This is a genomic window from Amycolatopsis sp. lyj-84, from assembly GCF_046549075.1.
Lineage (GTDB): Bacteria > Actinomycetota > Actinomycetes > Mycobacteriales > Pseudonocardiaceae > Amycolatopsis.
The window spans coordinates 322,966-348,100 of sequence record NZ_JAJPWO010000005.1; the positions used below are offsets into that span (position 1 = coordinate 322,966).

Annotated in this window: 25 protein-coding genes and 3 tRNA genes; 21 read left to right on the top strand and 7 right to left on the bottom strand. The window is 68.4% G+C overall.

The features are described 5' to 3' along the window. Positions 1-41: 41 nt before the first annotated feature. The 6 genes from ACLJRM_RS18465 (at position 42) to ACLJRM_RS18490 (ending at position 2,291) form a co-directional block, all read left to right on the top strand. Entirely contained in the window at positions 42-278 is a 237-nt protein-coding gene (locus tag ACLJRM_RS18465) for a cupin domain-containing protein (protein ID WP_410663869.1), read from the top strand. A 19-nt stretch (positions 279-297) separates the two neighbouring features. Beyond that, the gene (locus ACLJRM_RS18470) at positions 298-1,038 is read left to right on the top strand and encodes a dienelactone hydrolase family protein (RefSeq protein WP_410663870.1); all 741 of its coding nucleotides are present in this window, start codon (positions 298-300) and stop codon (positions 1,036-1,038) included. Between the two features lie 259 nt (positions 1,039-1,297). Then, positions 1,298-1,371, top strand: a tRNA-Leu gene (locus ACLJRM_RS18475). A 22-nt stretch (positions 1,372-1,393) separates the two neighbouring features. Further along, positions 1,394-1,469: transfer RNA gene (locus tag ACLJRM_RS18480), tRNA-Leu, on the top strand. 7 nt (positions 1,470-1,476) lie between these two features. After that, positions 1,477-1,547: transfer RNA gene (locus ACLJRM_RS18485), tRNA-Gln, on the top strand. 27 nt (positions 1,548-1,574) lie between these two features. Continuing rightward, entirely contained in the window at positions 1,575-2,291 is a 717-nt protein-coding gene (locus tag ACLJRM_RS18490; protein WP_410663722.1) for a methyltransferase domain-containing protein, read from the top strand. Here the strand turns inward: ACLJRM_RS18490 and ACLJRM_RS18495 are convergent. Next, positions 2,288-2,866 (bottom strand): TetR/AcrR family transcriptional regulator, encoded by a 579-nt coding sequence (locus ACLJRM_RS18495; protein WP_410663723.1) that lies wholly within the window; start codon positions 2,864-2,866, stop codon positions 2,288-2,290. The two genes, ACLJRM_RS18490 and ACLJRM_RS18495, sit on opposite strands and share 4 nt — an antisense overlap. An 84-nt stretch (positions 2,867-2,950) precedes the next feature. On the opposite strand from ACLJRM_RS18495, the gene ACLJRM_RS18500 reads away from it, so the two are divergent. From ACLJRM_RS18500 to ACLJRM_RS18540, 9 genes are all read left to right on the top strand, one after another. Continuing rightward, positions 2,951-3,901 (top strand): NADP-dependent oxidoreductase, encoded by a 951-nt coding sequence (locus ACLJRM_RS18500; protein ID WP_410663724.1) that lies wholly within the window; start codon positions 2,951-2,953, stop codon positions 3,899-3,901. Positions 3,902-4,863: 962 nt separating this feature from the next. After that, the gene (locus tag ACLJRM_RS18505) at positions 4,864-5,337 is read left to right on the top strand and encodes a YbaB/EbfC family nucleoid-associated protein (protein WP_410663725.1); all 474 of its coding nucleotides are present in this window, start codon (positions 4,864-4,866) and stop codon (positions 5,335-5,337) included. Then, positions 5,334-5,645, top strand: coding sequence for a hypothetical protein (locus ACLJRM_RS18510; RefSeq protein ID WP_410663726.1), 312 nt, complete (start codon positions 5,334-5,336; stop codon positions 5,643-5,645). Before ACLJRM_RS18505 ends, ACLJRM_RS18510 begins: the two co-directional genes overlap by 4 nt. After that, entirely contained in the window at positions 5,642-6,025 is a 384-nt protein-coding gene (locus tag ACLJRM_RS18515) for a hypothetical protein (RefSeq protein WP_410663727.1), read from the top strand. Before ACLJRM_RS18510 ends, ACLJRM_RS18515 begins: the two co-directional genes overlap by 4 nt. Positions 6,026-6,066: 41 nt before the next feature. Beyond that, the gene (locus tag ACLJRM_RS18520; RefSeq protein WP_410663728.1) at positions 6,067-6,753 is read left to right on the top strand and encodes a hypothetical protein; all 687 of its coding nucleotides are present in this window, start codon (positions 6,067-6,069) and stop codon (positions 6,751-6,753) included. Further along, positions 6,750-7,346: a DUF3558 domain-containing protein gene (locus ACLJRM_RS18525; RefSeq protein WP_410663729.1), complete on the top strand. Its 597-nt coding sequence runs from the start codon at positions 6,750-6,752 to the stop codon at positions 7,344-7,346. The genes ACLJRM_RS18520 and ACLJRM_RS18525 overlap by 4 nt, the downstream gene beginning before the upstream one ends. A gap of 1,077 nt (positions 7,347-8,423) precedes the next feature. Beyond that, entirely contained in the window at positions 8,424-9,482 is a 1,059-nt protein-coding gene (locus tag ACLJRM_RS18530) for a zinc-binding dehydrogenase (protein ID WP_410663730.1), read from the top strand. Between the two features lie 233 nt (positions 9,483-9,715). Continuing rightward, complete coding sequence (locus ACLJRM_RS18535; protein WP_410663731.1) at positions 9,716-10,492, top strand: AraC family transcriptional regulator; 777 nt, start codon at positions 9,716-9,718, stop codon at positions 10,490-10,492. 1,926 nt (positions 10,493-12,418) lie between these two features. Continuing rightward, the gene (locus ACLJRM_RS18540; protein WP_410663732.1) at positions 12,419-13,366 is read left to right on the top strand and encodes a glycoside hydrolase family 6 protein; all 948 of its coding nucleotides are present in this window, start codon (positions 12,419-12,421) and stop codon (positions 13,364-13,366) included. An 18-nt stretch (positions 13,367-13,384) separates the two neighbouring features. Here ACLJRM_RS18540 and ACLJRM_RS18545 read toward each other — a convergent pair whose 3' ends face one another. After that, on the bottom strand, positions 13,385-13,930 hold the full coding sequence (locus tag ACLJRM_RS18545; RefSeq protein WP_410663733.1) for a TetR/AcrR family transcriptional regulator: 546 nt from the start codon (positions 13,928-13,930) through the stop codon (positions 13,385-13,387). 133 nt (positions 13,931-14,063) lie between these two features. On the opposite strand from ACLJRM_RS18545, the gene ACLJRM_RS18550 reads away from it, so the two are divergent. Beyond that, positions 14,064-15,773, top strand: a complete 1,710-nt coding sequence (locus tag ACLJRM_RS18550) for a phytoene desaturase family protein (protein WP_410663734.1) — start codon at positions 14,064-14,066, stop codon at positions 15,771-15,773. A 5-nt stretch (positions 15,774-15,778) separates the two neighbouring features. Beyond that, on the top strand, positions 15,779-16,240 hold the full coding sequence (locus ACLJRM_RS18555) for a tautomerase family protein (protein ID WP_101607872.1): 462 nt from the start codon (positions 15,779-15,781) through the stop codon (positions 16,238-16,240). On the opposite strand, the gene ACLJRM_RS18560 is transcribed toward ACLJRM_RS18555, so the two are convergent. Further along, the gene (locus ACLJRM_RS18560; RefSeq protein WP_410663735.1) at positions 16,237-17,016 is read right to left on the bottom strand and encodes an SDR family NAD(P)-dependent oxidoreductase; all 780 of its coding nucleotides are present in this window, start codon (positions 17,014-17,016) and stop codon (positions 16,237-16,239) included. The genes ACLJRM_RS18555 and ACLJRM_RS18560 overlap by 4 nt on opposite strands. Positions 17,017-17,101: 85 nt before the next feature. Between ACLJRM_RS18560 and ACLJRM_RS18565 the strand changes: the two genes are divergently transcribed. Next, positions 17,102-17,947 (top strand): helix-turn-helix transcriptional regulator, encoded by an 846-nt coding sequence (locus ACLJRM_RS18565; RefSeq protein WP_410663736.1) that lies wholly within the window; start codon positions 17,102-17,104, stop codon positions 17,945-17,947. Here the strand turns inward: ACLJRM_RS18565 and ACLJRM_RS18570 are convergent. Next, positions 17,906-19,129, bottom strand: a complete 1,224-nt coding sequence (locus ACLJRM_RS18570) for a helix-turn-helix domain-containing protein (RefSeq protein ID WP_410663737.1) — start codon at positions 19,127-19,129, stop codon at positions 17,906-17,908. The genes ACLJRM_RS18565 and ACLJRM_RS18570 overlap by 42 nt on opposite strands. A gap of 152 nt (positions 19,130-19,281) precedes the next feature. Between ACLJRM_RS18570 and ACLJRM_RS18575 the strand changes: the two genes are divergently transcribed. Then, positions 19,282-20,112 (top strand): SGNH/GDSL hydrolase family protein, encoded by an 831-nt coding sequence (locus ACLJRM_RS18575; protein ID WP_410663871.1) that lies wholly within the window; start codon positions 19,282-19,284, stop codon positions 20,110-20,112. Between the two features lie 76 nt (positions 20,113-20,188). On the opposite strand, the gene ACLJRM_RS18580 is transcribed toward ACLJRM_RS18575, so the two are convergent. After that, the gene (locus ACLJRM_RS18580; RefSeq protein WP_335645071.1) at positions 20,189-21,370 is read right to left on the bottom strand and encodes a S8 family peptidase; all 1,182 of its coding nucleotides are present in this window, start codon (positions 21,368-21,370) and stop codon (positions 20,189-20,191) included. A 269-nt stretch (positions 21,371-21,639) separates the two neighbouring features. Here ACLJRM_RS18580 and ACLJRM_RS18585 point away from each other — a divergent pair, with 269 nt between their 5' ends. Further along, a complete protein-coding gene (locus ACLJRM_RS18585) occupies positions 21,640-22,443 on the top strand; it encodes a pentapeptide repeat-containing protein (RefSeq protein ID WP_410663738.1) in 804 nt (267 codons plus the stop codon). Here the strand turns inward: ACLJRM_RS18585 and ACLJRM_RS18590 are convergent. Next, positions 22,423-23,079 carry an SDR family NAD(P)-dependent oxidoreductase gene (locus ACLJRM_RS18590; protein ID WP_410663739.1) on the bottom strand — a complete coding sequence of 219 codons (657 nt, stop codon included), beginning with the start codon at positions 23,077-23,079 and terminating at the stop codon, positions 22,423-22,425. The genes ACLJRM_RS18585 and ACLJRM_RS18590 overlap by 21 nt on opposite strands. A 131-nt stretch (positions 23,080-23,210) precedes the next feature. On the opposite strand from ACLJRM_RS18590, the gene ACLJRM_RS18595 reads away from it, so the two are divergent. Further along, positions 23,211-24,164 (top strand): helix-turn-helix transcriptional regulator, encoded by a 954-nt coding sequence (locus tag ACLJRM_RS18595; RefSeq protein WP_410663740.1) that lies wholly within the window; start codon positions 23,211-23,213, stop codon positions 24,162-24,164. Here the strand turns inward: ACLJRM_RS18595 and ACLJRM_RS18600 are convergent. Then, entirely contained in the window at positions 24,143-25,081 is a 939-nt protein-coding gene (locus ACLJRM_RS18600) for an AraC family transcriptional regulator (RefSeq protein WP_101607863.1), read from the bottom strand. The genes ACLJRM_RS18595 and ACLJRM_RS18600 overlap by 22 nt on opposite strands. Between the last annotated feature and the right edge of the window lie 54 nt (positions 25,082-25,135).

Consider the following 25,135-nt stretch of genomic DNA (forward strand, 5'->3'; position numbering starts at 1 on the left):
AGTTCGTCCTTCCCCGTGGCGCCGACGACACCGAGCCGGATCTGCGCACCCACGAGGGATACGACTGGGTTTACGTTCTCGACGGCAAGCTACGACTGGTCCTCGGCGAGCACGACCTCCTCCTCCTCGAACCCGGGGAAGCCGCGGAGTTCGACACCCGCACCCCGCACTGGTTCGGCGCCACCGGCGCCGGCCCCGTCGAGTACCTGAGCCTTATCGGACGGCAAGGCGAACGCGCGCACATCCGCGTCGGTCCGAAGGCTCCGTTGTCCGAGTAGCAAGAAAGGAAGCACCGCCATTCCCACCATCACAGCGCAGATCCCCACCCCGGACGGTCAGGCAGACGCCTTCGCAGCCTTCCCCGAGGGCGGTCCGCACCCGGCCGTCCTGCTCTACCCGGACGCCTTCGGGCCACGCCCCGTCCTCTGGAAGATGGCCCGCGAACTGGCCGGCAACGGGTACTACGTCCTCGTCCCCAACGTCTTCTACCGGCACCGCCCGGCACCGGTGTTCGATCTTCCCGAGCACATCACCGCCGAAGACCGGCCTGCGCTCTTCGGCGAGATCATGCCTCTCGTCCAGGCGCACACCGCCGAACGCACCCTGCTCGACGCCGAAGCCTTCCTCGGCTTTCTCGGCGACCAGCCCGAGGTCCGTCCCGGATCGGTCGCCGTGATCGGTTACTGCATGGGCGCCGTCCTCGCGATGCGCACGGCGACCGCCCATCCCGGCAAGGTGGCCGCCGTCGCGGGATTCCACCCCGGTGCCCTGGTCACCGACGCACCCGACAGCCCGCACCGGCAGATCCCGAGTCTCACCGCCCAGGTCCACCTCGGTCTCGCCGAGAACGACATGACACCCGAGGCCATCACCGAGATCAGCCAGGCGTTCGACGCCGCCGGAGTCGGCTACTCCTGCGAGATCTACCCGGGCACCGTCCACGGCTTCACCATGGCCGACACCGACGCCTTCGACCCCGCCGGATCACAACGCCACTGGGAGCGGCTGCTGGCCCTCCTCGGCAGCACCCTGACCTAATGACGGGTGTTCCCAATGTCGCCTTTGAGACACTGAGCGTCTCAAAGGCGACATTGGGAGTTTCCGATTAATGCGATTGACGTCCGTCGACGACATTGGCAATGATGACCGCATGCCGGAATTCAAAGGAGCAGGCATGATGAACGCGCCTGCCCAGGCTCCCCGCCGTGACCGAAAACGTCACGCCAGGGAGCCGCCCATCGGGAAACCGATCAGGGCGGCTTTTTCTATTCCACAGTTCGTCGATGCAGTTCTTTTCGCGGTTCTAGCCCAATTGGCAGAGGCACCTGGTCGAGGGCCAGGACAGTCGGGGTTCGACTCCCCGGAACCGCACTCCCGGTGCCACGGCGCCGACGCCCCTGTAGCCCAACGGAAGAGGCAACGCGCTCAGAACGCGTCCAGTCCAGGTTCGAATCCTGGTGGGGGCACCACACCCGATCCCGGTTGGTGTAGCGGCAGCACGACGGACTTTGACTCCGTCAGGCCAGGTTCGAACCCTGGACCGGGAGCAAGCCCGTTGTGCCATATTGGGCCATATGCCTGTCACTTCCGAGAGTCACGCGGAGAACGACTACGACGCCTTCGCCGAGGCATACGCGGCCGAGAACGAGACCAGTCTCATCAACGCCTACTACGCGCGACCCGCGATCTTGGATCTCGCCGGGGACGTGTCCGGCCGCCGGATCCTCGACGCGGGCTGCGGGGCGGGCCCGCTGTTCGAAGCTCTGCGTGATCGAGGCGCCGACATGACCGGCTTCGACCTCAGCGCCAAGATGGTGGAGCTGGCCAGAAAGCGGCTCGGCGACGACGCGGACTTGCGAGTGGCCGACATCGGCAAGCCGTTGCCGTTTCCCGACGACGAGTTCGACGACGTCATCGCGGCACTCGTCCTGCACTACCTGGAGGACTGGGCCGCACCGTTGGCCGAGCTCCGCCGCGTGCTGAAGCCCGGCGGCCGGCTGATCCTGGCCGTCAACCACCCGCTCAGCTTCAAGCTGCTCTATCCCGAGGCCGACTACTTCGCGACCGTCAAGTGGTCCGACGAGTACAGCTTCAATGGCCAGAGAGCCGAGCTGACCTACTGGCATCGGCCCCTGCACGCGATGACCGATGCCTTCACCGCGGCCGGTTTCCGAACTGCCGTCGTCAGCGAGCCCCACCCCGCGCCGGGTGCGCGCGAGCGGTTCCCGGAGGAGCTTGCGGGCAAGACAGCCTTTCTGTGCTTCTTGTTCTTCGTCCTCGAGGCTGCCTAGCTCGGCCTGGCGTCCTGCGCCGACTCGGCGACCGCCTCGCGCAGCTCGTCCGCGGCCTGGGTGATGAGCTGGGAGAGTGAGGCAGCCGGTTCGGCCAGCCAGCGGGACACGGCGCGACGGTGGATCGCCAGCACCACGTCGATGATGAAGCGTGCCTTGCCAGGCTCGACGCCGCGACGCTCGAGAGCCTGTGCGAGCGCGTCGGCGATGTCGGCGAGCTTGATCAGATCACGTTCGGCCAGTGCGGGGTTGGCTGCGATCACTCTGACGCGGCGCAGCAGGAACTCGCGTGGGCGAAAGATCTCCTCGGCGGTTCTCAGTGCGGTCAGTACCGCCTCGAACGGCGTGAGGCCCGGGTCGGTCGCCTCGACCTGCGCGACGAGGCGGGCCTCGAGTTCGTTACCGGCGAAGAGGACTTCCCGCTTGTCGGGGAAGTAGCGGTAGAAGGAGCGCTCCTTCAGACCGGCGGCATCCGCGATCTGCGCGACCGAGGTGCGCTCGAACCCCTGGTTCTCGAACAGTTCGAGCGCAGCGCGCTCGAGTCGGCCCTGTGCGTCGGATTCCCATCTCGGCATACCCGTCAGAGTACGACAACAGCATCTGTCGTCATGCTGGTACGGTTGATGACAACAGATGCTGTCATCACATAGGAGATCGTCATGAAGGCTCTTCAGTTCGACCGGTTCGGTTCCCCGGACGTGATCGTGCTCCGCGATGTCCCACAGCCGGAGCCCGGACCCGGTCAGATCCGGATCGCCGTACGGGCGTGCGGCCTGACACCGGCCGACTGGCACGTCGTCGACGGTCTCCTCGCCGACCATCTGCCACCGCTGCCGCGCGGGCTCGGCTTCGAGATCGCGGGCACCGTCGACGCGCTCGGTGAGGGCGTCGACGGCGTCCGGATCGGCGACCGTGTCTTCGGCCCGGCCACCTTCGAGGGCCCGACGGCCGGCGCCGCCGAGTACGCGCTGATGCCGGCCTGGGCACCCATCCCCGACGGCGTCACCGCCGAGCAGGCCGCCGCGTTGCCGATGGCGGCCGAGACGGCGTGGCGCGCGCTCGACGATCTCGGCGTCCAGCCCGGTGAGCTCCTGCTCGTCCACGGCGCGGGTACCACCGTGGGTGAGGCGGCGGTGCGCTTCGCGCTGCACCGGGGCATTCGGGTGATCGCCACCGCCGGACCCACTCGGACCGCCGCGCTGGAAGAGATCGGCGCCCAAGTGACCACCTACGGCGAGGGCATGGCCGAACGCGTCAGCGCACTGGCCGGGGGCCGTATCGACCGCGCCCTGGACGCGACACCGACCGGCGGACGGATCGACCGCGCCGACCAGCCCAGCCCGGCCGGTGGCTCGCTGCCGATTCTGATCGAGCTGACCGGCGACCCCGACCGCGTCCTCAGCGTCTCGGACTTCGCCGCGGCGGCCGACCTGGGAGTCCGGATCACCACCGAGATCCGCTACGACCAGATGGACGAGTTCGCCCGGCTCGCCGGCGAAGGCATCCTGGTCGTACCGGTCGCCCGCACCTACACGCTCGACCAGATCCAAGAAGCGGCCGAGCTCAGCCAGTCCCGCCGCCCCGGCGGCAAGCTCATGCTCGTCCTGTGATCGCCCGGCCGGCCTGACTCACCGGCGGCAAACAGCAAGCCTCTGACCAGGCAAAACGCTCTCAGATCGCCGCTGAGCGCCGAAATCCGTCGTCCGGGTGTGATCCCACCCCGGCGATTTCCGATTCTCGCGAGCACCTTCGCGATCGACGTGCCCACTTCAGAGTGAGCGCAGCGGCTGTCATGAATCAACTTCTGTGCGCTGCCTTCGATGCGCTGAGCTGCGGGAATGTGACAAGTTTGAACGCGATATGTTTACTTCCGCGTCGGTTTATCTGCGGTGTTCCGGCGAACACTTGTAGCTGCTGATCGCCTGCACGTGCAGCTTGGCCGTGGCTCTAGACATAGCCATGTCCGGCAGGCCCATAGTCGTGACTCCTGGGGCTGTCAGCCTGTGTGGCGATAGCCGGAATGCGGCGGCGACCACAGGTGCGGGCATGGTCGCTACCAGCTGCTGGATGAATGGGCACACGGCCTCAGCTGATTGACTCGTCCCCTCAACCGATGAAGCGATCGAGCTTGTCGAAGATCGACGACGACCTCGTGGCGAGAGCCACGAAGTGGATCGCCGTCATCGTGAAGAGCATCAATGCCCGATCTCGGCGGAGGGCCTGATGCGCACGGTCCGCGTGCGGTGGGCGGCCGAGCACGCTTGTTCATAGTGGGGATGCCTCGCCCAGCCCGACATCGGCCTGAACCGCCCCTGAGCTGCGGAGCCTGAGTCGCCGCACGGCCGTCGACAACTCTTTACGATCGCGGAAGACCCGGTAGCGTCGAGCGCACCTACAGGTGGCAGACGGGGGAGTGATGAGAAGGTCCGCGGAACACTGAGACACGGGTCTGAGGGTTCGACTACGCTGGCCGCTCGGGCGATTACGCTCGTGTATTGATCGCGGGTGACGCGGTCAGGCCGGTGGGGCGGCCAGCAGGGGAGATGTCGGGCGACGGGGAGGGCGAGCCGGCGTGTCGTTGAATGTGGCCAAGTTGAGGCAGCAGGCCGGTGAGCTTGACGCTGAGCTGGAGCAGGCCCGGTTTACGGGGCGATCTGCTGACGGTGTCGCGGTGGCGGTGGTGTCTGGCCAGGGCAAGCTGGTGGACCTGACGATCGCGGATCACGTGATCCGGAGTTCTCATTCTCAGCGGTTGGGGCCCGCGGTGCTGGAGGCCGTGTCAGCGGCCCGGCGTGAGGCCGCGCAGGTCGGTGTCGCCAAGATGCGCGCGGTGGTGGACAAGGACCAGGAGTGGATGCCTGAACCCACCCCGGGATCTGCGGCCGCCCAGCAGAACGACCCCGGCCCATCACCTGCTCCCCGAGTTGCGACGGTGGCCGAGCCAAGTCGGACGCGACCTGATGCCGGGGAGGTCGAGGAGGAGAGTTTCGATCAGCTCGATTTCTTGGACGATGATCTCGAGGATGAGGGGCGGGATCGCTGGTGAGCTACGAAGACGAGCTGTATCACTTGGCGAAGGAGATCGACGCGACGGTGGTCGCGGTCGAGCATGCCGCGAGGGGCGCGGCGCGGGATCGTGTCACGTGGACGTTGCCGGGGGAGTTGGGGTCGGTGACGGTGACCGGTGCGGGTGAGCTGGTCGACGTGTCAGTGGATGTGGCGGCGATGAAGGCCTACAGCGCGTCGAGTCTGTCTCGTCAGCTGCTGTTGGGTATCCAGCGGGCCGAGGAGGCCGCGGCCCGGCAGTATGACGCGGCGATCACGACGGTCTGGAACGAGGAGCGGCTGGTATGAGTTTCCCGGATCCGTTCGACCCTGGGGCCGGTAAGGGCTATCACGTCTACCCGGAGAAGTTGCGTGCCGCGGCCGACGCTGTCGCGGATGCGGCGGGGCTGCTGCAGAACTTCGCGGTGGTGAATCTGGCGGATGTCGCGCTCGGCCCGTATGACCTCGGTTTGCCGGGGACGGCGACGAATCTGATGCCCGGCCTCAACGGTACGGGGACGGTGGACCGGTACAACGCGGCCATCGAGACGATTCAGAGGATCACGGCGTCGAACTCGACCCAGCTCGCCGTGTTGAGCGCTGCCTTGGGCAAGGCCGCCCAGCACTATGAGCAGCTGGATCAGGAATCGTATGAGCGGATGAAGAAGCTGGAGGGTGAGATCAAGTGACCACACCCGACCCGGGCCAGGCCGCCGCGGACCTCGCCACGATGAGCTACCCGGAGGGCGCGGATGCGAAGATCCGGCAGTACGCGGACCTGATCGGCGCGAACGGGATCATCGGACTGCTCGACAAGCTCCGCGTGTTCGTCGCCGGCGACCTGGGGAAGACGTTGAGGCTGGCAGACGCCTTTGCCAGGGAGAGCGCGCTGAAGGACGCGGCCGACATCGTCAACGACGCCAAGCTGTCTCTGACGGCCGCGTGGCACGGCGACGCTTTCGACCAGTTCTCTGCGTATTCGGGGATGGTCGTCGATGGTCTGAACAAGGGGCAGGTCTCCATCGCGAGCCTGACCAAAACGATGAGCACGGTCGCTGCGACGGTGATCAATACCTACAAGAACCTTCTGGTCGCGCTCGGGAACTGCGCGGCCAACCTGGCACAGCTGGCCGGCAAGTTCGCGATTGTCGCCGGTTCTGTAGTGCTTCCGCCGCTGGCGGTTCTTGCGGTCAAGGACTTCGTGGATGCGATCAACTCGGCCTTCGAGAAGTTCTGGCGTGACTGCATCACGCTCATCTCCGGCCTGATCACCGATATCGGGGCACTGGTCGGGAGCGGCTTCGACCTCACGGTCATCGAAACCAACTTCCCCAAGATCCCGGACGTCGGCACAAGTGTCGAGGTGGTCGCGGAGCCCCGCCGCTGGCGGATCAAGCCAGGAGCGGATCCTTCGTGAACCGACGCCTGACCCGAGGACTCGCCACGCTGATCGCCGGCGGACTGGCGCTCCTGGCCGGTTGCGGAACGAACCCGCCGGCACCACCACCGGGACCGTCGGTGTTGGTCCCGCCCATCCCCGCACCCTTGAACGGCGCCAAGTTCGTCGCCGATCCCTGCGCGGCGATCACCGTGGACCAGTTGCAGAGCATCGGCTTCGGTGATGGCAGGCACGAGCAGACCCGGGAAGGCCAGTGTCTGATCGTGTTCGGCCCGTCGGTCGACGTGACCACATCGTGGTTCCCGCCGATCCGGGAGAGCATCAGCACGTTGTACAGCGACCGTGCCCAAGGCCGCGATACCGGCAATCACTGGGAAGAAGTCACGATCAACGGCTACCCGGCCGTGATCGTGGATGTTGAAGAGAACATCCCGAGCCGACGAGACAAAGGCCCGAAGGCCTGCAGGCTGGCTCTCGGTGTCGATGACAGCACGTTGGTACACATCAAAACCAACACGCGGGAAAAGCCGGAAGCGGGTCCCTGGCAAGCCGACCCCTGCGGCGCAGTCAAGAAGATCGCCGAGTTCGTCATCGACAACCTTCGACGCTAGATGCGGCGGCCTGGGTATCGGATGGTGGAGGCAGCGTTGGAGATGTCCGAATTGCCACAGAAGCGCGATCGCGCGGGAACACCCGCCGCCGGACTCTCCCCACACGATAGCGCCCGCTACCGCCAGAGTCCGATCAGCGGAAAGCCCACACGGCGTCGGAGCCGTCCGGGGCGGCCAGTGTGATCAAGACACGGTCGGCGCCGCCCGGTTTGTCCGCCGGGACCGGCACGTGGAACGGCCAGTTCCCGTCGCAGCGCGGAACGCCCGACGCGCCGGAGCCGGGAAACAGACGGTCTACCGATGGTAGCGCTCGCCCGCGGACGTAACTGCTCGACGCGTTCCTGCAGGACAGCAGCGAAGACCTCACCCCTCCCGACTCCGGGGACCGGGTCGCCGACCCGACGGGCTACCTGCGCCGCCTCGGGTGGTTCCTCGGCGAGACCAATCAGGGCCAGGTGTTCTGCACCCTGATCGCCCGCGCCCAGCTCGACGCCGGGTTCGTCACCGAGCTCCGGACGCGCTGCCTGAATCCACAACGCGCACGCGCGCTGGCGATGACGCGACGGTGGTAGAGCTGGGCCGGCTCCCCAAGGAGCACCGATCTCGAGCTGGAGCTGGAGCTGATGACCAGCCCCTATTTCTACCGGATCCTCGTCAGCGGCCACGACATCGATCCCGACTTGGCCGACCACCTCGTCCGGTCGTTCGCGGCCCGTCACGGGCTCGACGTCCTGCCCGCCTCGGCGGACGATCTTCCACCCCGGCCGGACCGGCGCCGCAGGGAACGGCGACCCCATCTCGGTCGCATCACGCCGCGAGAGCTCCTGGTCAGCCCAGTACCCGGGACACCAGGCCCGGCCCACCGCCTACGAGTCCACCCGAAGCGGTCACGGCGTGATCTGCCTTCTCTTAACCCTGGTCGCTTGTCGAGGTGGACCTGAACCCCAGGGAGCCCCAGGGCCCTCGTTGTCAGTTTCGCCAGTGGCCGAGCCGTACCAGCGTGTGTCGGATGGGTACCTGTCGGACCGAGTTTGATCGGGCCACTGTGGACGGGTACGACCACCGAGGAGGATCACCGTGATTACGCGTCCCGCCGTCCATCGCGCCCATCTGTTGACGCGCCGTCCCGAACAGGCCGGCCCGGAGCCGGTCCTGCGCTGGGCTGAGGTCGCTACGCCCGTTGTCGAGCCCGGACAGGCTCTGGTACGTACCGAACTGCTCTCGGTCGATCCGGCGAGCCGGGTGTTCATGAGCGAGATCCGCAGCGACCTGCCACCGGTCTCCCTCGGTGCGGTGATGCGGGGCTATGGGATCGGCCGGGTCGTGGAATCTCGCCGTTCCGATCTTCCGGTCGGTGCGCGGGTGCTGGGGTGGACCGGGTGGCAGGAGTACCAGCTCGCCGACGACACGCAGCTGGAGGAACCGTTCACCGTCCTGTCCGATCCTGCCCGCGGAGTTCCCACTACTGCGCCGGAGGACGCTCTTGGCGTGCTCGGGTTGACCGGGATCACCGCATGGCTGGGCGTGGAGGCTACCGACCCCCGCCCGGGGGAGACGTTCCTCGTAGCGGCAGCGGCTGGGGCAGTCGGGTCGATCGCGGGCCAACTGGCCCGCGAACGCGGCGCTCACGTCGTCGGGATCGCCGGCGGCGCTGACAAGTGCCGCTATGTCGTCGACGAGCTGGGCTTCGACGCTTGTGTCGACCGGCACGATCCACGGTGGCGCGACCTCCTCGACGCAGCCACACCCGATGGGATCGACGCCGACCTGGAGACCGCCGGCGGCGAGATCCTCGATCACGTTCTGACCCGGATCACCACCGGCGCCCGCATCGCGCTGATCGGCATGATCGCCGACTACCACGCCGCCCCGCAGCGTCGGCACGGAATGCGCAACCTGATCGAGGTCGCCGAACAGCGCGCCGTCCTGCGCGGCCTCCTGGTCACCGATCACACCGACCGTTTCGACGAGATCACCTCTCAGCTGGCCGACCGTCTCTCCGACGGGCGACTGCGCGCCGAGCACGACGTGGTCGACGGGTTGGAGAACGCTCCGGCGGCGCTGGACCGTGTCTTCGAGGGCACCGGGCGCGGCAAGATCCTGGTGCGTGTGCATTCCTCCGGCGACGAGCGGTGAGGCCGCAGCGCGGCCCTGCCGCAGTTCATGGGGCGAGAGCACGACTGTGGCATGCTCGGGGTGTGGATATCGACTCCGTCGCCACTGCAGATAACGCCGGGGCCCGATCGTTCGACGCCGAGGGTTGGGAACGCCACCTCGGCGCCGACCCTGTTCCGTGGTCCGCTCGGGTCCCCACGCCACGGTTACAGTTCCGCGCCACGTCGACTCACCGAAGGTGGGACGATCTCGTCGTGGTGGAGACCGCCACCGACCCGTTCACAGCCCGACGCACGAGGCGCGAGATCGCGTGCACCGCACAGAGCTCGGTCGCAGCACTCATGGTCGAATCCGGCGAATTGACGCTCGCCCAGGAAGATCGGTCATGGAAAGTCAGCGCCGGCCAGGCAGTGCTGTGGAGCACCGACGTGCCAGTGCGCGTGCAGATCGCCCAGCCGACCAGGACTCGCCAACTGGCCGCACCCCGCGCAGCATTTGACGACGTTGGATGCCGGCTCGTGGCGGGCCCGCCTCACATCGCCCGGCTCCCCGCACTTCACCTGCTGCGCAGCTTCCTCGACTCGCTCGCCGCACTGCCCGCTTTTTGTGGTAGAGACATGGAGGTCGCGGCCCGAAACGCTGTACTGGAGCTGATGTGGGGGGCACTCCGGCCGGACCTCCCGCTCGACCCTCAGGCGCTGAGGATCAGTAGACGGGCTGCGGTCGAGCGGTTCGTCGACGCCCGGCTGGACGACCCGCAGTTGAGCGTCGATGACGTCGCCACTGCTCACGGACTGTCGACTCGCAGCCTCGCCCGGCTGTTCCACGAGTCCGGGGACACCTTCTCCGGGGTGCTGCGCGCCAAGCGGCTAGCCCGGGTCCGCGAGGACCTGATCACCGGAGTACTGCCGCTCGATGCCCTGGCACGCCGCTGGGGATTCGTCGACGCCAGCCACCTCACCCGCCGCTTCCGCAGCGCGTACGGCATGCCACCGCACGAGTACCGAATGCGGGCGCGTACTGCCGGCTGACTGCTCGAACGGCAGCCCCTGAGCCCCTGGGGCCACCCAGCGATCCACCAGCCGAGCGCGAGTGTCGAGTCCTCGGTCGCTGCGCAGACCATCCTCGTGGTTCTGCCGACGTTCTGCGTGGGCGCACTGCCCAGCGGTGCAAGTGGTGCGGCCGACCTGTTATGTGCGCGGTCGGGGGCGGATCTGACCGGCGCGAGCAGCCCTGCGCAGCAGCAGGACGATGGGCACGAGGCAGACCAGCAGAGCAACCAGGCTGGCCTCCGGGCAAGAGGGACGACGAGCCGGACGGCCCGGCGGAGAAGGCGCGGCGCGAGCTGCCCGAGCGCGGGACCGGCTGTGGGATGAAGACGCAGGGTCGCTGGTTCGCACCTGGTAAAACTACGCCGAAGCCAAAGAAGATGGCGCTGAACCTCAGTGCGACTTCCGCCGCGCCTTGCCCTTGGTTACCGAAGGACCGCCAGAAGTTCGTCTCCGCGATGACTCCGAGATCAGGCGCAGCAGTGTCAGAACACACGGGTTCGGTGTGAGCGTGTGTACGGTGGCCAGCAACCGATCGCGGGAGAGGCGGATGATCTCCTCGTGCGGCGGGCCTGCGGTGCCGGGGTGCTGGGCGAGCAGGTCGTGGATGGACAGCCCGAGGTGGCGGCGATACCAGTCGGGGTCGAGCTCGGCACCGAAGGCGTTCAGCGCGGCTCGCAGCGCGTGCTCGTAGCGTGCCGTGGTGTCGGCGAGGGGTGCCGTCGAGGTCGAAGATCACCGCGTCGGCATCGCCGGTGTGCACCCGCATTCCGTGTCGGACGCGGCGCCCGCCGGGGCCGGGGTCGGAGGCGTCATGCCGGGTCCGCCGAGCTGGCGTGACCGCAGCAGAGGCAGGGGGCGGCCGGGTCTGTCCAGGGTTCGCGCAGGCAGGGCAGGCCGGTGGAGGCGTCGGTGATCCAGGTTGCCAGGACGATTCGGATCGGCTGTCGCGGTCCTGATGCTGCAGCGACGAACCGCGCAGAGAGATCTGTCACGACAACAGAACAGGAACCCGATCTCGGCCCTGCGAGCACATACTTCGGCGGAACGAGCGCCGCCCAGGCAGAAGCGTCAGAGCCCCAGGGTAGCCGCGGCGAGCTGATTGACGCCGAGGCTCGCTAATCTCGGCAGTGCAGTGAACCGCGGCTGTGACCGATCCCCACGAGCCTTGGGCTACGCGTTCGCCTCCATCTTCGTTCAGGCTGCCGTCACCCAGGCGCTCGCCGAAGGTCTCGGCAGCTCACTCAGGAAACTGTGGTGGATAGCGAGACTTATCCGCCACAACCGGGTCTGAGCGCCTTCAACGCAGGGGAGTAGTCGGTCGCTCTCGCCCGTGCACGCCCCGGGCGGGAAGACTCACTCAGCCGCGTCGTCGGCAAGTTATTCGCACCGGCAGAACCTGATGCGACACCGCCACAAGCGACGCCCTACTGGGCGAAGGCCCACGACTCGATCAGCACAAGCGCGCCCGAAAACGCAGCCCGACCAGGCGCGATGGCTGCAAGAGCCAGGGGGTAGCCGTCACCAGCCGCGCATGAACGGTCGATGATGTTCAAACCAGGTCGTTTGACCAGGCAAAACGCTCTCAGATCGCCGCTGAGCGCCGAAATCCGCCCTCCGGGTGTGATCCACCCCGGCGATTTCCGATTCTCACGAGCGCCTTCGCGATCGACGTGCCCAGTTTTCGCGCCCAGTTTTGAGCGGGCGCAGCGGCCGATCGAGCCTCAGCAAGCTGTCTTCCCGGATGCTCAGTCATAAGGGGCATTATCACTGTGCATAACACTGGATTCAGTATCGCGTTCCGATGACGCGCAACTAGTTTCGCGACGCGCGTAAGCGATAGAGGAGGTGTAGTTTTGCGGCTTTCGGTGGTGTACGGGCCGAGAAATGTCCGCTCCGATGAGTTGGGTGGCCACGAAGAAGAAGGACAACGCCGGCAGGTGCCGCAACCGCGCTCGCGAGTTGGCCCTCGTCGTCCTGCTCGCCCTTCTGGGGGGCTGCGATCCGGACGGATATGCGATCGACCCGCGCGGCGTCGGAGAACCGATACCCCTGCTCGGCTCGACGAGTGGCTTCTACGTGGACGGGGACAATCCGGCCGCGGCGTGGGTACGTTCGGCACCGGCCGGGCCCGAGGCCGAGTCCGTTGGCAGCCAGATCGCCTCACGTCCAGCCGCCCAGACCATCCGTGCGCCAGACCGGGTGAAGCAGGCTGTCGGGCGAGCCGTCGCCACCAACACGATGCCGATCTTCATGGTCGACCTGGATCGGCCGGAAGCGTGCGAGACAGGCCACCGTGCATGGTCGGACGAGATCGCGGCCGGTATCGGGGAGGCCTCCGCCTTGGTGGTGATCCGGGTCGCCAAGGGGTGTTCTGCCACCGAGTCACGAGAGCAACTCTCCCTCGCGGCCGCGAAAACCCTCGGCGCGCTCTCTCGGACCATCGTTCTTCTCGATGTCTCTGACGCGACCTCGGCGGTTGCGGCCGCCGAGTGGATAGCGTCCGCGGGGCGAGACGTGGACGGGTTCGCGGTCAACGTCCGTGGCTATGCCGATGAGGTCACCGCGTCCGCGTCAGCGAATGGCGTCCGGGAACACCTGCAGGCGATTACGGGCCGGAGCGACTACCTCATGGTGGCCGACAGCGGTCGCAATGGGGCACCCACCTCCGGGGACTGCAATCCGGTCGGCGCCCGAGTGGGACAAAACCAGGTGCTGAGGCCAGAACGCGACAAGCTGCAACTGCTCTGGCTCACCACCCCGGGCATCTCTGACGGGCCGTGCGGCGAGGCTCCCACCAGCCGTGCCGGCGAGTTCGACCCAGCACTCGCCTACGCGCTCGCGAAGCGTCCCTGACCCTCAGGCGGGTCAGAACTAGCGAGCTGTCTCGGGGAACAGGGGCATGATCGCGGCGATGGCGTCGTCGAGCGGGGCCGCGCTGCGGTGCGCGCGGCAGAGGATCACCGCGCCTTCGATCGTGGCGACGGCCAGTGTCGACAGGCGCCGGGCGTCGTCGTCGGCGGTGCCGTTGGCGATCAGCAGCTCGCGGATCTTCTCCTGCCAGCCCGCGAAGATCTCGCGCACCGTGTTCTCGGCGCCGGGGACCTCGTCGCCGCTGTCGACGGCCAGAGCCACGATCGGGCAACCCGCCTGATAGTCGCTCTCGATCAAGGAGATCCGCCAGATCTCCGCGAATCGCCGTAGTGCGACGCGGGCGTCGCCGCTCTCGGCCGCCTCGTCGATGAGTGCGGTGATGTAGTCGCCTGCCAGCCGCACCGCGTCGATGATCATTTCGTTCCGCCCGCCGGGGAAGTGGTGGTACACCGACCCTCTCGGGGCTTCGCTGCGGGCGAGTACGGCGTCGATGCTGATCCCCGCGGCGCCCCGCTCTCGCAGCAGCGCGACCGCGCTGAGAAGCATGCGTTCCCGGGTTTGCCCTGCTCTGCGGCCCATCGCCCTTGTCTCCGCCTCTTCATGCCGTCCCTTGACTCAATACTATGTCAGAGTCCATAGTTACTGGAAAGTAGGTAAGAGACGAGCGATGGGAGTGGCGATGAAACGCTGGGATGCGGTCGTCATCGGCAGCGGGATGGGCGGGCTGACCTCGGCCGCGTATCTGGCCGCCGGCGGAAAGCGAACACTCGTGCTCGAGGCCGGTGACGTGCTGGGCGGCTGCACTCACGTGTTCCGCCGGAAGCAGTTCGAGTTCGAGGTCGGGGTGCACTACCTGGGGGATTGCGGTCCTGAGGGGACGATCCCGGCGATCCTGCGTGGCGTCGGTCTCGACGAGCGAGTCCGGTTCCTCCCCATGGACCCCGACGGATTCGACACGATCGTCTTCCCGGACGTGACCGTGAAGGTGCCGCGCGGCTGGGATCGCTACCTCGCCAACCTGATCGAGGCGCTGCCCGGTGACGCCGATGGACTGCGCAAGTTCGTGGGTGTCCTGCGGCGTCTCGGCGAGTCGACCGATCGGCTGACCACGCCGGGGTCGCATCTCGAGATGGGCAAATTCGCGCTCCGTGCCGGGACGGCGGCGGTGTGGGCGATGCAGCCGCTCGACCGCCTGCTCGACGCGTGCAAGCTGAGCGTCGCCGCCCGCGCCGTGTTGTCCAGCCAGGCGTCTTATCTGTCTCCGCCGCATCGCGCGGCGACGATGGTGCACGCGGTCTTCCTGCACAACTACATCCGCGACGGTGGCTATTTTCCGGAGGGCGGCGGCCAGGTGCTGGCCGCGCATCTGGCCGATGTGGTGACCGCGCACGGTGGTGAGGTGCGGACCAGGGCGCGGGTTCGCCGCATCCTCGTCGAGCACGGCCGGGTCACCGGGGTGGAGCTCACTTCGGGAGAACTGATCCCGGCCGACGTGGTGGTCTCCAACGCCGACATCAAGCGCACGCTGCTCGAACTGGTCGGCCCGGACAAACTGCCGTCGCGGCTGGTCCGCCGCACCGACGGCTACCGGATGTCGATCCCGCTGTTCAACGTCTACGTCGCGCTCGACGTCGACCTGCGCGGGCGGATGCCCAACACCAACTACTTCAGCTGCCCGGTCACCGAGCCGTCCAAGGAACTCTTCGAACTGGCCGGACGGGCGGGGGAGCTGTCCGAGCCGCAGATCGCCGACCTGCTCGCGCGGACTCCGGGGTTCGTGTCCGTCCAGTCGATCAAGGACCCGGACAACGAGCGGATCGCCCCGCCCGGCTACACCAACCTGGAGATCATGTCGGCCGCACCGGCGGACTACGGGTTCTGGGGCGTCGACGAGGGGCCCTATTCCGGCGGCAAGTACCGGCGGCGTCCCGGCTACACCGAACGCAAGGAGCAGTTCACCGAAGCGATGCTCGACCGGGCCGCCGCGGTCATCCCCGAGTTCCGTGAGCACATCGTGCACGTCGAGGCCGGGTCACCGATCACCCAGGAGCGGTACACCCTCTCCAGCGACGGCGTCGCGTACGGCATCGACCTGTCGTGGCAGCAGTTCGGCCCGCTGCGCCCCGGCGTCCGGACGCCGGTGAAGGGCCTGTTCCTGGCGGGTGCCAGCAACTCCTGGGGGCCGGGCGTCGAGGGAGCCATGGCTTCGGGTGTCGGCGCGGCCGGTGCCGTGCTCGGCCGCGACCTCGCCAAGCAGCTCAGGGCGGGCGCCGTGCTCGCCGACAAGGCTTCACTGCCCGCGCTCCCCGGCGACTGGGATCCGCTCATCGCGGCAGGCGGGCCGGAGCACCAGCGCAAGAGCACCATCCCGACCGGTACCAGGAGGTAGTCAGCATGCCCATGATCGAAGTGACCGCGGTGACGGGGTCGATTCCCGAGGCGAAGACGCCGGCCCTGCTCGACGAACTCGCGACGATCCTGCTGCGCTGGGAAGGTGCGCCGGACACGGAATTCTTCCGCGAGATCACCTGGGTGTACCTGAACGAGATCGACCCCGCACGGCTCGCTGTCGGCGGGCGCGGCGGCGGGGAACCCCGGTTCCGCGTCGACATCACCGTTCCCGAAGGTGCGTTGTCGCAGCGTCGTAAAGCCGGTCTCATCGCCGACGTGCACACCGCTGTCGTCACGGCCGCGGGCCTGGACCCGAACAGCGCGCAGGCCTTGCACGTCTGGACCCTGATCCGTGACGTGCCCGAAGGAAACTGGGGCGCCGCCGGCCAGGCGATCGCCTTCGCCGACTTGAAGAACGCCGCCGCGGCCGCCCGCGAGAGCAGCCACGGCGGCGGGCCGGGCTAGCTCACCATGCCGCCGTCCACTCGCAGGACCGTGCCTGTCACGTAGGACGCGCGGTCGCTCAGCAGCCACGCGGCGGCCTGGGCGATCTCCTCCGGCTCGGCCACACGTCCCAGCGGGGTCTGGGCGTTGAGCCGGTCCAGGATGCCCGGCGAGGCCTCGACCCATTCGCCGAACATCTCGGTCATCGTCGTGCCGGGAGCGACGGCGTTGACGCGGATCCCCTCCGGGCCGTAGGTGACGGCGGCGGACGCGGTGAGGCTGTTGACGCCTCGTTTCATCGCGCCGTACGCGGGGAGTTCCGGATTGGCCATCAGGCTGCCGACACTGGTGTTGTTGACGATGGCCCCGGTACCCGCGGTGGCGCGGATCGCCTCGATCTCGGCGACCATCGACAGCCACGGGCCCTTGAGGTTCACCGCGTAGATGTGGTCGAAATCGGCCTCGGTCACCTGATCCATCGGCCCGGGAGGCACGTTCGTCGCGCCGTTGTTGAAGGCGACGTCGAGCCTGCCGTGCAACTCGACGGCACGGCCGACGGCCGTGCGGATGCTCGCCGCGTCGCCGAGGTCGCACACCACGTGGTCCGCGATGCCACCCGCCGCGCGGATCTCCTCGGCGATGGTCTTCAGCTGGGTCTCGGTGCGGGCGGCGAGTACGACGCGGGCGCCTTCCCTGGCGAACAGCCGCGCGGCGGCGGCACCGATGCCGCGGCCGGCGCCGGTGATGAAGGCGACTTTGCCGTCCAGCAGGCCCGAAACAGTCGTTGTGGTGGTCATGGCACCGAGACTTCACCCGCGTCCGGTGCCTATCCAGGCATCGGTGGTACCTGGCTGGCGCGACGCCATCGTCCACACTGGAGGGGTGGACAGACGACAACTGGCGGACTTCCTGCGCAGCAGGCGCGAGCGGATCAGCCCCGCCGACGTGGGGCTGCCCGCCGGGCCGAGGCGCCGGACCCCTGGGCTGCGCCGCGAGGAGGTGGCGCAGCTGGCGTTCATCTCGACCGAGTACTACACGCGGCTGGAGCAGGCCCGCGGTCCCCGGCCTTCGCGTGAGGTGCTGGCGGGGCTGAGCAGGGCGCTGCGGTTGTCGGACGCGGAACGCGATCACCTGCACCATCTCGCCGGTGCCCCGCCGGGACCGCCGCCCGGCCCCTCCCGGGAAGTCCGGCCGAGCATTCTCTCGTTGTTGCAACGGCTTCCGCAGGCCGCGGCGATCGTGCTGTCCGCGACCTACGAGGTGCTCGCCTGGAACGACCTCGCCGCGGCCTTGATGGAGGACTTCTCCGCCCTGCCGCGTCGCGACCGCAACCTCGTCCGGCGCGCGTTCCTCGGATCGCCGGAACGCCGGATGTACGGGGTGTCCGATGTGGAGGAGTTCTCCGCGAGCGCCGTCCGGAACCTGCGAGCCACCGCCGCCCGCTACCCCGACGACCCCGAGATCACCGGCCTGATCAGCGAGCTCCTCGAAGGCAGTGAGGAATTCGCCCGGCTGTGGGCCGCGCACGACGTCTCCGCCGCGCCCACCCTGTGCAAGACGTTCCAGCATCCGGCGGTCGGCCCGGTCAGCGTGAACTGCGACGTGCTCGACATCAGCGACCGGGACCAGCAGGTCGTGATCTACACCGCCGACCCCGGGACTCCGTCGGAGAACGCGTTGCGGCTGCTATCGGTCGTCGGGACGCAGCGGATGGACGTCCCGCTCTGAGTGCTTTGTAGGTTCCCTCGATACCAGCGGACCGATCCTCAGCGCGATGGCCAAGGCGAACCGCCCGGCCGGATCGTCGATCGTGCCACCGAAGAGCGTCCGTAACTGCCGGATCCGGTATCGGACGGTCTGCACGTGGACGTGCAGTTCGACGCCGATCGCCTGAGGCTGGTCCGGCCGCGCGAGCCACGCCGCGAGAGTGGCGGTCAGCCGTTGCCTCGCCGGTTCCGGCAATCCCGCCAGCGGCGCGAGGACGTCCTTCGAGAACTCGGCGGCGAGCTCGGGATCGGTGGTCAGGAGCAGGTCGATGCGGTGGTCCGTGGTGTGGACGAGGGCGCTGTCGCCGAGGGCCCCGGTGCGGGTCAGCCGCCACAGCGCGCTCGCCCGGCGGGCACTGAGCGCGGCCGAGTGAAGCGGCACCACCGGTCCGACCCCGGCCTGGTCGTGGCCGAGCAGGTCCCGTAGCCGGCCGAGGTACCACTCGATCCGGTCGGCGGGCATGACCACGGCCGTGAGGTCGTGGTGGCGGCCGATCAGCACCCGCCCCGGCATCCGGTCCAGCAGCTGCGGTGCGGCATCGGCGCAGGTGACGGCGATGACGAGACGGCCGGGCAGTACCCACGCGGCCTGGCTCGCGGCGTCGTCGAGCACCTCCCGGGTGGCCGCCGGTTCGGTGAGCAGGAGGCCGAGGAGCCGGTCCCGCCGCGCTTGCCCGGCCCGCGCCGCCTGTGACCGCGCTTCGGCGTACCCGTCGGCGGCCGCGGCCGAAAGCTCGGCGATGAAGGCGAAAAGCGCCTCGCCGAGTTCGACGATCGCCTGGGTCGGCAGCTCGACGGCGGGCGCCGCCGAGGTGAGCTGCCGCCAGACCCCCAGTGCGGCCGACTGATAGAAGCCGAGCATCTCCTCCAGGCTGCGCCCGGCGGTGTGCTGAGCCCGGCCCTGCGCGCGGTAGACCTCGCGATCGGTGGTGACGTCGGGATGGCCGATCTCGCTGAAGAAGGCGTCCAAGGCGACGTCGAGGGTGAGGTGGAGGTTCGCGGCCGTCCGGTCGTCCAGCGGGGTCCGCAGACCTGCTCGGACCTGGTCCATCGCGGCGGACGCGATCGCGGCGGTGTCGGGCTCCAGCCGGGTCAGCACCGAGGCGTCCAGCCGTCGCCAGGGCTGTCCCGACGGCATGGTCATAGAGGCAACCTACAAAACTCCGATCAAGTACGCGCGCCTCCGTTCTAGTGGTTCACGCGCTCCCGGCGGACGCTGACCGGAGCATTCGACGACGCATGCAGGAGGCGGCAGTGACACGTTCTCGCTGGGGAAGACTCGCTCGGATCGCCGCGGTGGCGGGCACCGCATTCACCCTCGTCGGAATCGGGACTCCGGCCCTCGCCGCGGCGGAGCGCCAGGTGTACGTCGCGATGGGCGACTCGTTCTCGGCGGGTTCCGTGGTCCTGCCGCAGTCCGACCTGTTCACCTGTGCCCGTTCCTCGATCAACTACGCGGGGCTGCTGGCGAAGCAGCTCAAGGTCGACGAACTGCGCGACGTCACCTGCGGTGGGGCGACCACGGCTCATTTCACCAACCCGCAGAAGGGCATCGTCTCCGGCACCAACCCGCCACAGTTCGACGCGCTCTCGGCCGACACGACCCTGGTGACGGTCGGCATGGGCGGCAACGACATCGGGCTGGTCGGACTCGCCACGTCGTGCGTGAACCTGCTGCCGGTGGGCGCGTCGTGCAAGGCGGCCAACACCGCGGGCGGGGTGGACAAGTACGCCGTCAAGATCGACGCGTTCGCCGCGACCTACGGCACGGCCATCGAGCAGATCCGCCAGCGCGCCCCGCGGGCCACGATCGTCATGGTCGGCTACCCGACCGGGCTCAAACCCGGCGGCTGCTGGCCGCTCGTCCCGGTGCTGCCGCAGGACGCCGACTACATCCAGGGCAACATCGACCGGCTCAACGCGCGGATGGCCGAGCAGTCCGCCGCGCACGGCGCGAAGTACGTGGACATCCGGACGCCGAGCATCGGTCACGACGCCTGTCAGCCGATCGGCGTCAAATGGATCGAAGGGCTCATCCCGTCGGTGGTGAACAACAGCTTCGCGCCACTGCACCCGAACGCCGCCGGACTCGCGGCCGTGGTGCCGAGCATCCGCAAGGTGCTCTGACCCGGACGCGATGAAGGGGACTTTCATTGCGAAATTTGCAATGAAAGTCCCCTTCATTTCATGTGCGGGACGGCGATCAGGCGGTCGGCGCCCAGTACAGGAGCCGGTTCGGGGAACCGGAGCCCGGGTTGGTCACCTTGTTCGGGGTGGCCGCGTTGATCAGCGCGGTGGCCACCTGCGCCGGTGTGGCGGTCTTGTTGTTCTGCAGGAAGCGGGCCGCGACGCCGACCACGTGCGGGGTCGCCATCGAGGTGCCGCTGATGGTGTTCGTCGCGGTGTCGCTGGTGTTCCACGACGACGTGATGCTCGTACCCGGCGCGAAGATGTCCACCAGGCTGCCGTAGTTGGAGAAGCTGGACCGCGCGTCGGTGTTGGTGGTCGAGCCGACGGTGATCGCCTGGGTCACGCGGGCGGGGGAGAAGCCGGACGCGTTCTGGTTGGAATTCCCGGCGGCCACGCCGTAGGTGACGCCTGCGGCGATCGACCGGCGGACGGCGTCGTCGAGGGTGGTCGAGGCACCGCCGCCGAGGCTCATGTTCGCCGCGGCGGGCTTGATGTGGTTCTTGGTGACCCAGTCGATGCCGCCGATGACGCCGGCGGTGGTGCCGCTGCCCGAGTTGTTCAGGACGCGGACGCCGTAGATCGTGGCGCCCTTGGCGATGCCGTACTGCGAACCGGCGATGGTGCCCGCGACGTGGGTTCCGTGGCCGTTGCCGTCCTGGGCGACGGCGTCGTTGTCGACGAAGTCGTAGCCGTTGCGGGCGCGGCCGCCGAAGGTCTGGTGGCTGATCCGCACACCGGTGTCGATGACGTAGACGTTCACGCCGGCGCCAGTGGAGGTGTAGCTGTAGCTCTTGTCGAGCGGGAGGTTGCGCTGGTCGACGCGGTCGAGACCCCAGGACGGCGGGTTGACCTGCGTCGCGTCGGCGTGGACGACCTGGTTCTGCTCGACGGACGCCACCGTCGGGTCGGCGGCGAGCCGCTTGGCCTGCCTCTCCGACAGCGTCGCGGAGAAGCCCTTGAGCGAGCTGCTGTAGACGCGCTCCACCTTCGCGCCGAAGCGGCTGGCCAGCGTGTCCACGACGCCGGTGTCCTTCAGCGTGACGATGTAGCTGTTCGGGATCGCTTCGGGGGATCCCGCGGCGAGGATCTGTCCCTCGGCGGCTTGCGCGGGAGCGGCGGTGACGCTGATCGCCACCGCGACCGCGCTCGCCATTCCGGCACGGGACAGCCAACGCGCTTGTCTCATCTCTCGCATGTGTTCGTCCTGTCGTTCGCAGGGGACCGGCCGGTCAAGACCACAGCGGCGGAAAGCGGTCCAGCTCGACCGCATGGGACGGCACCTGCCGAATCCCACGAAGATCGAGGTTATTGAGCGTTTGACATGTCCGATATCGACTGAATGGGGCAGGACCCGACCTTCGTCTGGCGGCCATTGGCGGCGGGTGCCCTGCACGGAATGTGCACGTCGGCCCCTCCGTACCCTGTGGGTGGAACACCTCTCGAGCATCTGGAGTCCGAACCACCGTGCCAGCCCCTTCGAGCCTGCGAGCCGACTGCGAAAACTGCTTCGGCCTGTGCTGTGTCGTTCCGGCCTTCGCGGCGTCGGCCGATTTCGCGATCACCAAACCGGCGGGCCAAGCGTGCCCGAATCTGGGAGGGGACTCCCGGTGCGGCATCCACGACAAGCTCCGCACGAAGGGTTTCACCGGCTGCACGGTTTATGACTGCTTCGGCGCGGGCCAGAAGGTCTCCCAGATCACCTTCGGCGGCGAGGACTGGCGGAAGGCGCCGAAGACGGCGAGGTCGATGTTCGCGGTCTTCCCGGTCATGCGGGATCTGCAGGAACTGCTCTACTACCTCACCGAGGCGGCCGCGCTCCCGTCGTCGGCGCCGATCCGCGCCGGCCTGGCCGAGATGATCGACCAGACCGAGCGGATGACCCTGGAGAAACCCGGCGTGCTGCGGGAACTCGACGTCCACGCGCACCGGGGCTCGGTGAACGGGCTGCTGCTGCGCGCGAGCGAACTCGCCCGCGCCGAAGTGCCCGGCAAGAAGAAGGACCGGCGCGGTGCCGACCTCATCGGCGCGAAGCTCAAGGGGGCGAACCTGCGCGGCGCGCTTCTGCGCGGGGCTTACCTGATCGGCGCGGATCTGCGGGGCGCCGATCTGCGACAGGCCGACGTCATCGGTGCGGACCTGCGCGACGCCGATGTCCGTGGAGCGGACTTCCGGGACGCCCTCTTCCTCATCCAGTCGCAGCTGGACGCCGCGAAGGGTGACGCGACGACGAAGCTGCCGGAGTCGCTCTCACACCCCGCTCACTGGTAGTCCTGTGTGGACGATCTCCTGCTCCCATTCGCTCCGCGGCTGGGTGTGCAGCCGCCAGTAGTGCTCGGCGATGTCGTCGGGGTCGAACGGGCTCCCCTTCGCGACGGCACCGGCGACGGTCACCGTCGCGACGTGCACCCCTGACGGGCCGAATTCCGTGTCCAGCAAGGAAACCAGCGCCCGCACACCGGCTTTACCGAGCGAGAGGCTCGTGTAGGCCGGTACGGCTTCGGGCATCCCGCCGGTGACGATGATCGTGCCCGAACCGCGCTCGGCCATCCCGGGTGCGACGTGGGCGGCGGTGGTGATCGCTCCGACGACGTTGACCGACCACGCCGCGAGATGCCCTTCGACGGACAGCTCGCCGGGGGTGTCGGCCTGGATGATCGCGGCGTTGTAGACCACGACGTCGGGCTCACCGCGCTCGCGTCCCGCGGTGTCGAGAGCGGTTTTGAGCGACTTCTCGTCGGTCACGTCGGCGGTGAGCGCCAGCGCGGTCCCGAGCTCGGCGGCCAGCGGATCCAGCGTCGCCGCGCTGCGGGCCACCAGGGTGATCGGCGACCCTTCCCGGGCGAACCGGAGTGCGACCGAGCGGCCGATGCCCGGTCCCGCACCGATGATCACTGTGCCTGCCATGTCTGCTCCTTCGAGGTCGGTCGCGGCCGACCCTAAAGCCTGACATCAGTGTGAGGGTCAAGCGGATTTCGCCCTCGGAACGCGGGCAAAGTGCGCATCGGATGAGCGGTTTGGCTGCCAGACTGAACCGCATGCGTGCCGATCGCCTGGTGGCCACCCTCCTGCTGATGCAGGCCCGTGGCCGCGTCACGGCTTCCGAACTGGCGGACGAACTCGAGATCTCCATCGCCACGGCCCGGCGCGACCTCGAGGCACTGTCGGCGGCGGGCGTACCGGTGTACCCGCAGCCGGGACGAGGCGGCGGCTGGTCCCTGATCGGCGGCGCGCGCACCGACCTCAGTGGACTGTCCGCATCGGAGGCTCAGGCGCTGTTCCTGCTCGCCGGGCCGGCGGCGTCGGTTTCTCCCGAGGTCAAGTCGGCGCTGCGGAAACTGGTCCGTGCCTTGCCGGACACCTTCCGGGCCGACGCGCAGGCCGCCGCGGACGCGGTCGTCATCGACCCGTCGCGGTGGGGTGAACGGGAAAAGGAACGCCCCGAGCTGCTCACCGTGCTGCAGGCCGGGATCGTCCGCCGCCGCAAGGTCCGCTTCGGTTACGCGAAGAAGGGCACGGAACCGGTCGAGCGGGTCGTGGATCCGTGGGGGCTCGTGGACAAGGACGACGTCTGGTACCTCATCGCGGGCACCGACAAGGGCCAGCGCACCTTCCGCGTGGATCGCATGTCCGACGCCGAGGTGAGCGACCTGCCCGCCGGACGCCCGGACGACTTCGAGTTGTCGCGGGCGTGGGAGCAGGTGGTCGACCAGGTCGAGCAGCGCCGTTCGGGACTGGACGCGACCGTGCTCATCGCCGAGCGGCATCTGCCGATCCTGCAGGACCACTTCGGACGGCAGTCCGTCGTCGAGGAGACTCTCGATGACGGACGCGTGCGGGTGACGGTGTCGGCGCCGGTGGCGTGGATGATCGCCCAGCAGCTCGCGGGCTGGGGCTCGATGATCGAGGTGCTGGGCCCGGTCTCGGTCCAGGACGAACTCGCGCGGATCGGCGCGGAACTGGTCGAGCGCTACGCGACGCCGGTGCGGTAACCCTGCGGGCTGACGCCGTGCTCGCGTTTGAACGCGGTGCTGAGTGCGAACGAACTGCCGTAGCCGACCTGCCGGGCGACAGCGCCGATCGTGACGTCGGGATGCTGGCGCAGGAGGTCCGCGGCGAGCGCGATCCGCCAGCTCGCGAGGTAGGCCATCGGCGGTTCGCCCACCGCGGCGGTGAACCGCCGGGCGAACGCGGCCCGGGAGACCCCGGTGTCGGCCGCGAGGCTCGCCACCGTCCACGGCTCGGAAGGCTTGTGCTGCAACAGTTTCAGCGCCCGCCCGACGACGGGGTCGCTGTGCGCGCGGTACCAGGCCGGTGCCGCGGCGCCGGGCCGGTCGAACCAGGTCCGCAGCGCGGCGACCAGGAGCAGGTCGAGCACGCGGTCCAGGACGGCTTCCTGACCCGGCGAGTCCTTGACGATCTCCCCGGCGAGCAGCGGCACGAGCGGGTTCTCCCATTCCTCGTTCCGGACGACCAGCAGCGACGGCAGCGCGTTGAGGAGCCGTTTGCTGATCTCGCCTTCCAGCGGGTACGTGCCGGTGAGCAGGACGACGGGGCCGTCCGGGTCGCTGCCCCAGGTGCGGACGCCGAGGTCGGACAGTTCGGTGAGGTGCTGTCCGTCCGGTGTCAGGCATTCCTGTCCCGGCAGGATCATCGCCTGCGGCGGGGTGGCCGGGTCGTCCGCGACGAGGTACGGGTCCGGTCCGCGGGCGATGGCGATGTCGCCGGTACCGAGACGGACGGCGTCCCCGCGATCGGGGACGACCCAGGACTCGCCGCGGACCTGCGCCATCACCGTCAGCGGCGCCTCGTCCTCGATGCGCAGCGACCACGGCGGGGTCATGACCGACTTCAGCAGGAACGCGCCGCGGGCGCGGGGTCCGTCGAGCAGACCGGCGAGGGGATCCATGCCACGAAGTGTAGACGATGAAACATGGAAAAGAGTCTTTGAACTATGTTCCGT

Coding starts and splice junctions, on each gene's coding strand:
- ACLJRM_RS18555 (WP_101607872.1), top strand. CDS start 15,779: ATGCCCATGATCGAAGTGACCGCGGTGACGGGGTCGATTCCCGAGGCG.
- ACLJRM_RS18600 (WP_101607863.1), bottom strand. CDS start 25,081: ATGGATCCCCTCGCCGGTCTGCTCGACGGACCCCGCGCCCGCGGCGCG.
- ACLJRM_RS18560 (WP_410663735.1), bottom strand. CDS start 17,016: ATGACCACCACAACGACTGTTTCGGGCCTGCTGGACGGCAAAGTCGCC.
- ACLJRM_RS18580 (WP_335645071.1), bottom strand. CDS start 21,370: ATGCGAGAGATGAGACAAGCGCGTTGGCTGTCCCGTGCCGGAATGGCG.
- ACLJRM_RS18515 (WP_410663727.1), top strand. CDS start 5,642: ATGAGTTTCCCGGATCCGTTCGACCCTGGGGCCGGTAAGGGCTATCAC.
- ACLJRM_RS18550 (WP_410663734.1), top strand. CDS start 14,064: ATGAAACGCTGGGATGCGGTCGTCATCGGCAGCGGGATGGGCGGGCTG.
- ACLJRM_RS18495 (WP_410663723.1), bottom strand. CDS start 2,866: ATGCCGAGATGGGAATCCGACGCACAGGGCCGACTCGAGCGCGCTGCG.
- ACLJRM_RS18570 (WP_410663737.1), bottom strand. CDS start 19,129: ATGACCATGCCGTCGGGACAGCCCTGGCGACGGCTGGACGCCTCGGTG.
- ACLJRM_RS18520 (WP_410663728.1), top strand. CDS start 6,067: ATGAGCTACCCGGAGGGCGCGGATGCGAAGATCCGGCAGTACGCGGAC.
- ACLJRM_RS18595 (WP_410663740.1), top strand. CDS start 23,211: ATGCGTGCCGATCGCCTGGTGGCCACCCTCCTGCTGATGCAGGCCCGT.
- ACLJRM_RS18500 (WP_410663724.1), top strand. CDS start 2,951: ATGAAGGCTCTTCAGTTCGACCGGTTCGGTTCCCCGGACGTGATCGTG.
- ACLJRM_RS18590 (WP_410663739.1), bottom strand. CDS start 23,079: ATGGCAGGCACAGTGATCATCGGTGCGGGACCGGGCATCGGCCGCTCG.
- ACLJRM_RS18545 (WP_410663733.1), bottom strand. CDS start 13,930: ATGCTTCTCAGCGCGGTCGCGCTGCTGCGAGAGCGGGGCGCCGCGGGG.
- ACLJRM_RS18490 (WP_410663722.1), top strand. CDS start 1,575: ATGCCTGTCACTTCCGAGAGTCACGCGGAGAACGACTACGACGCCTTC.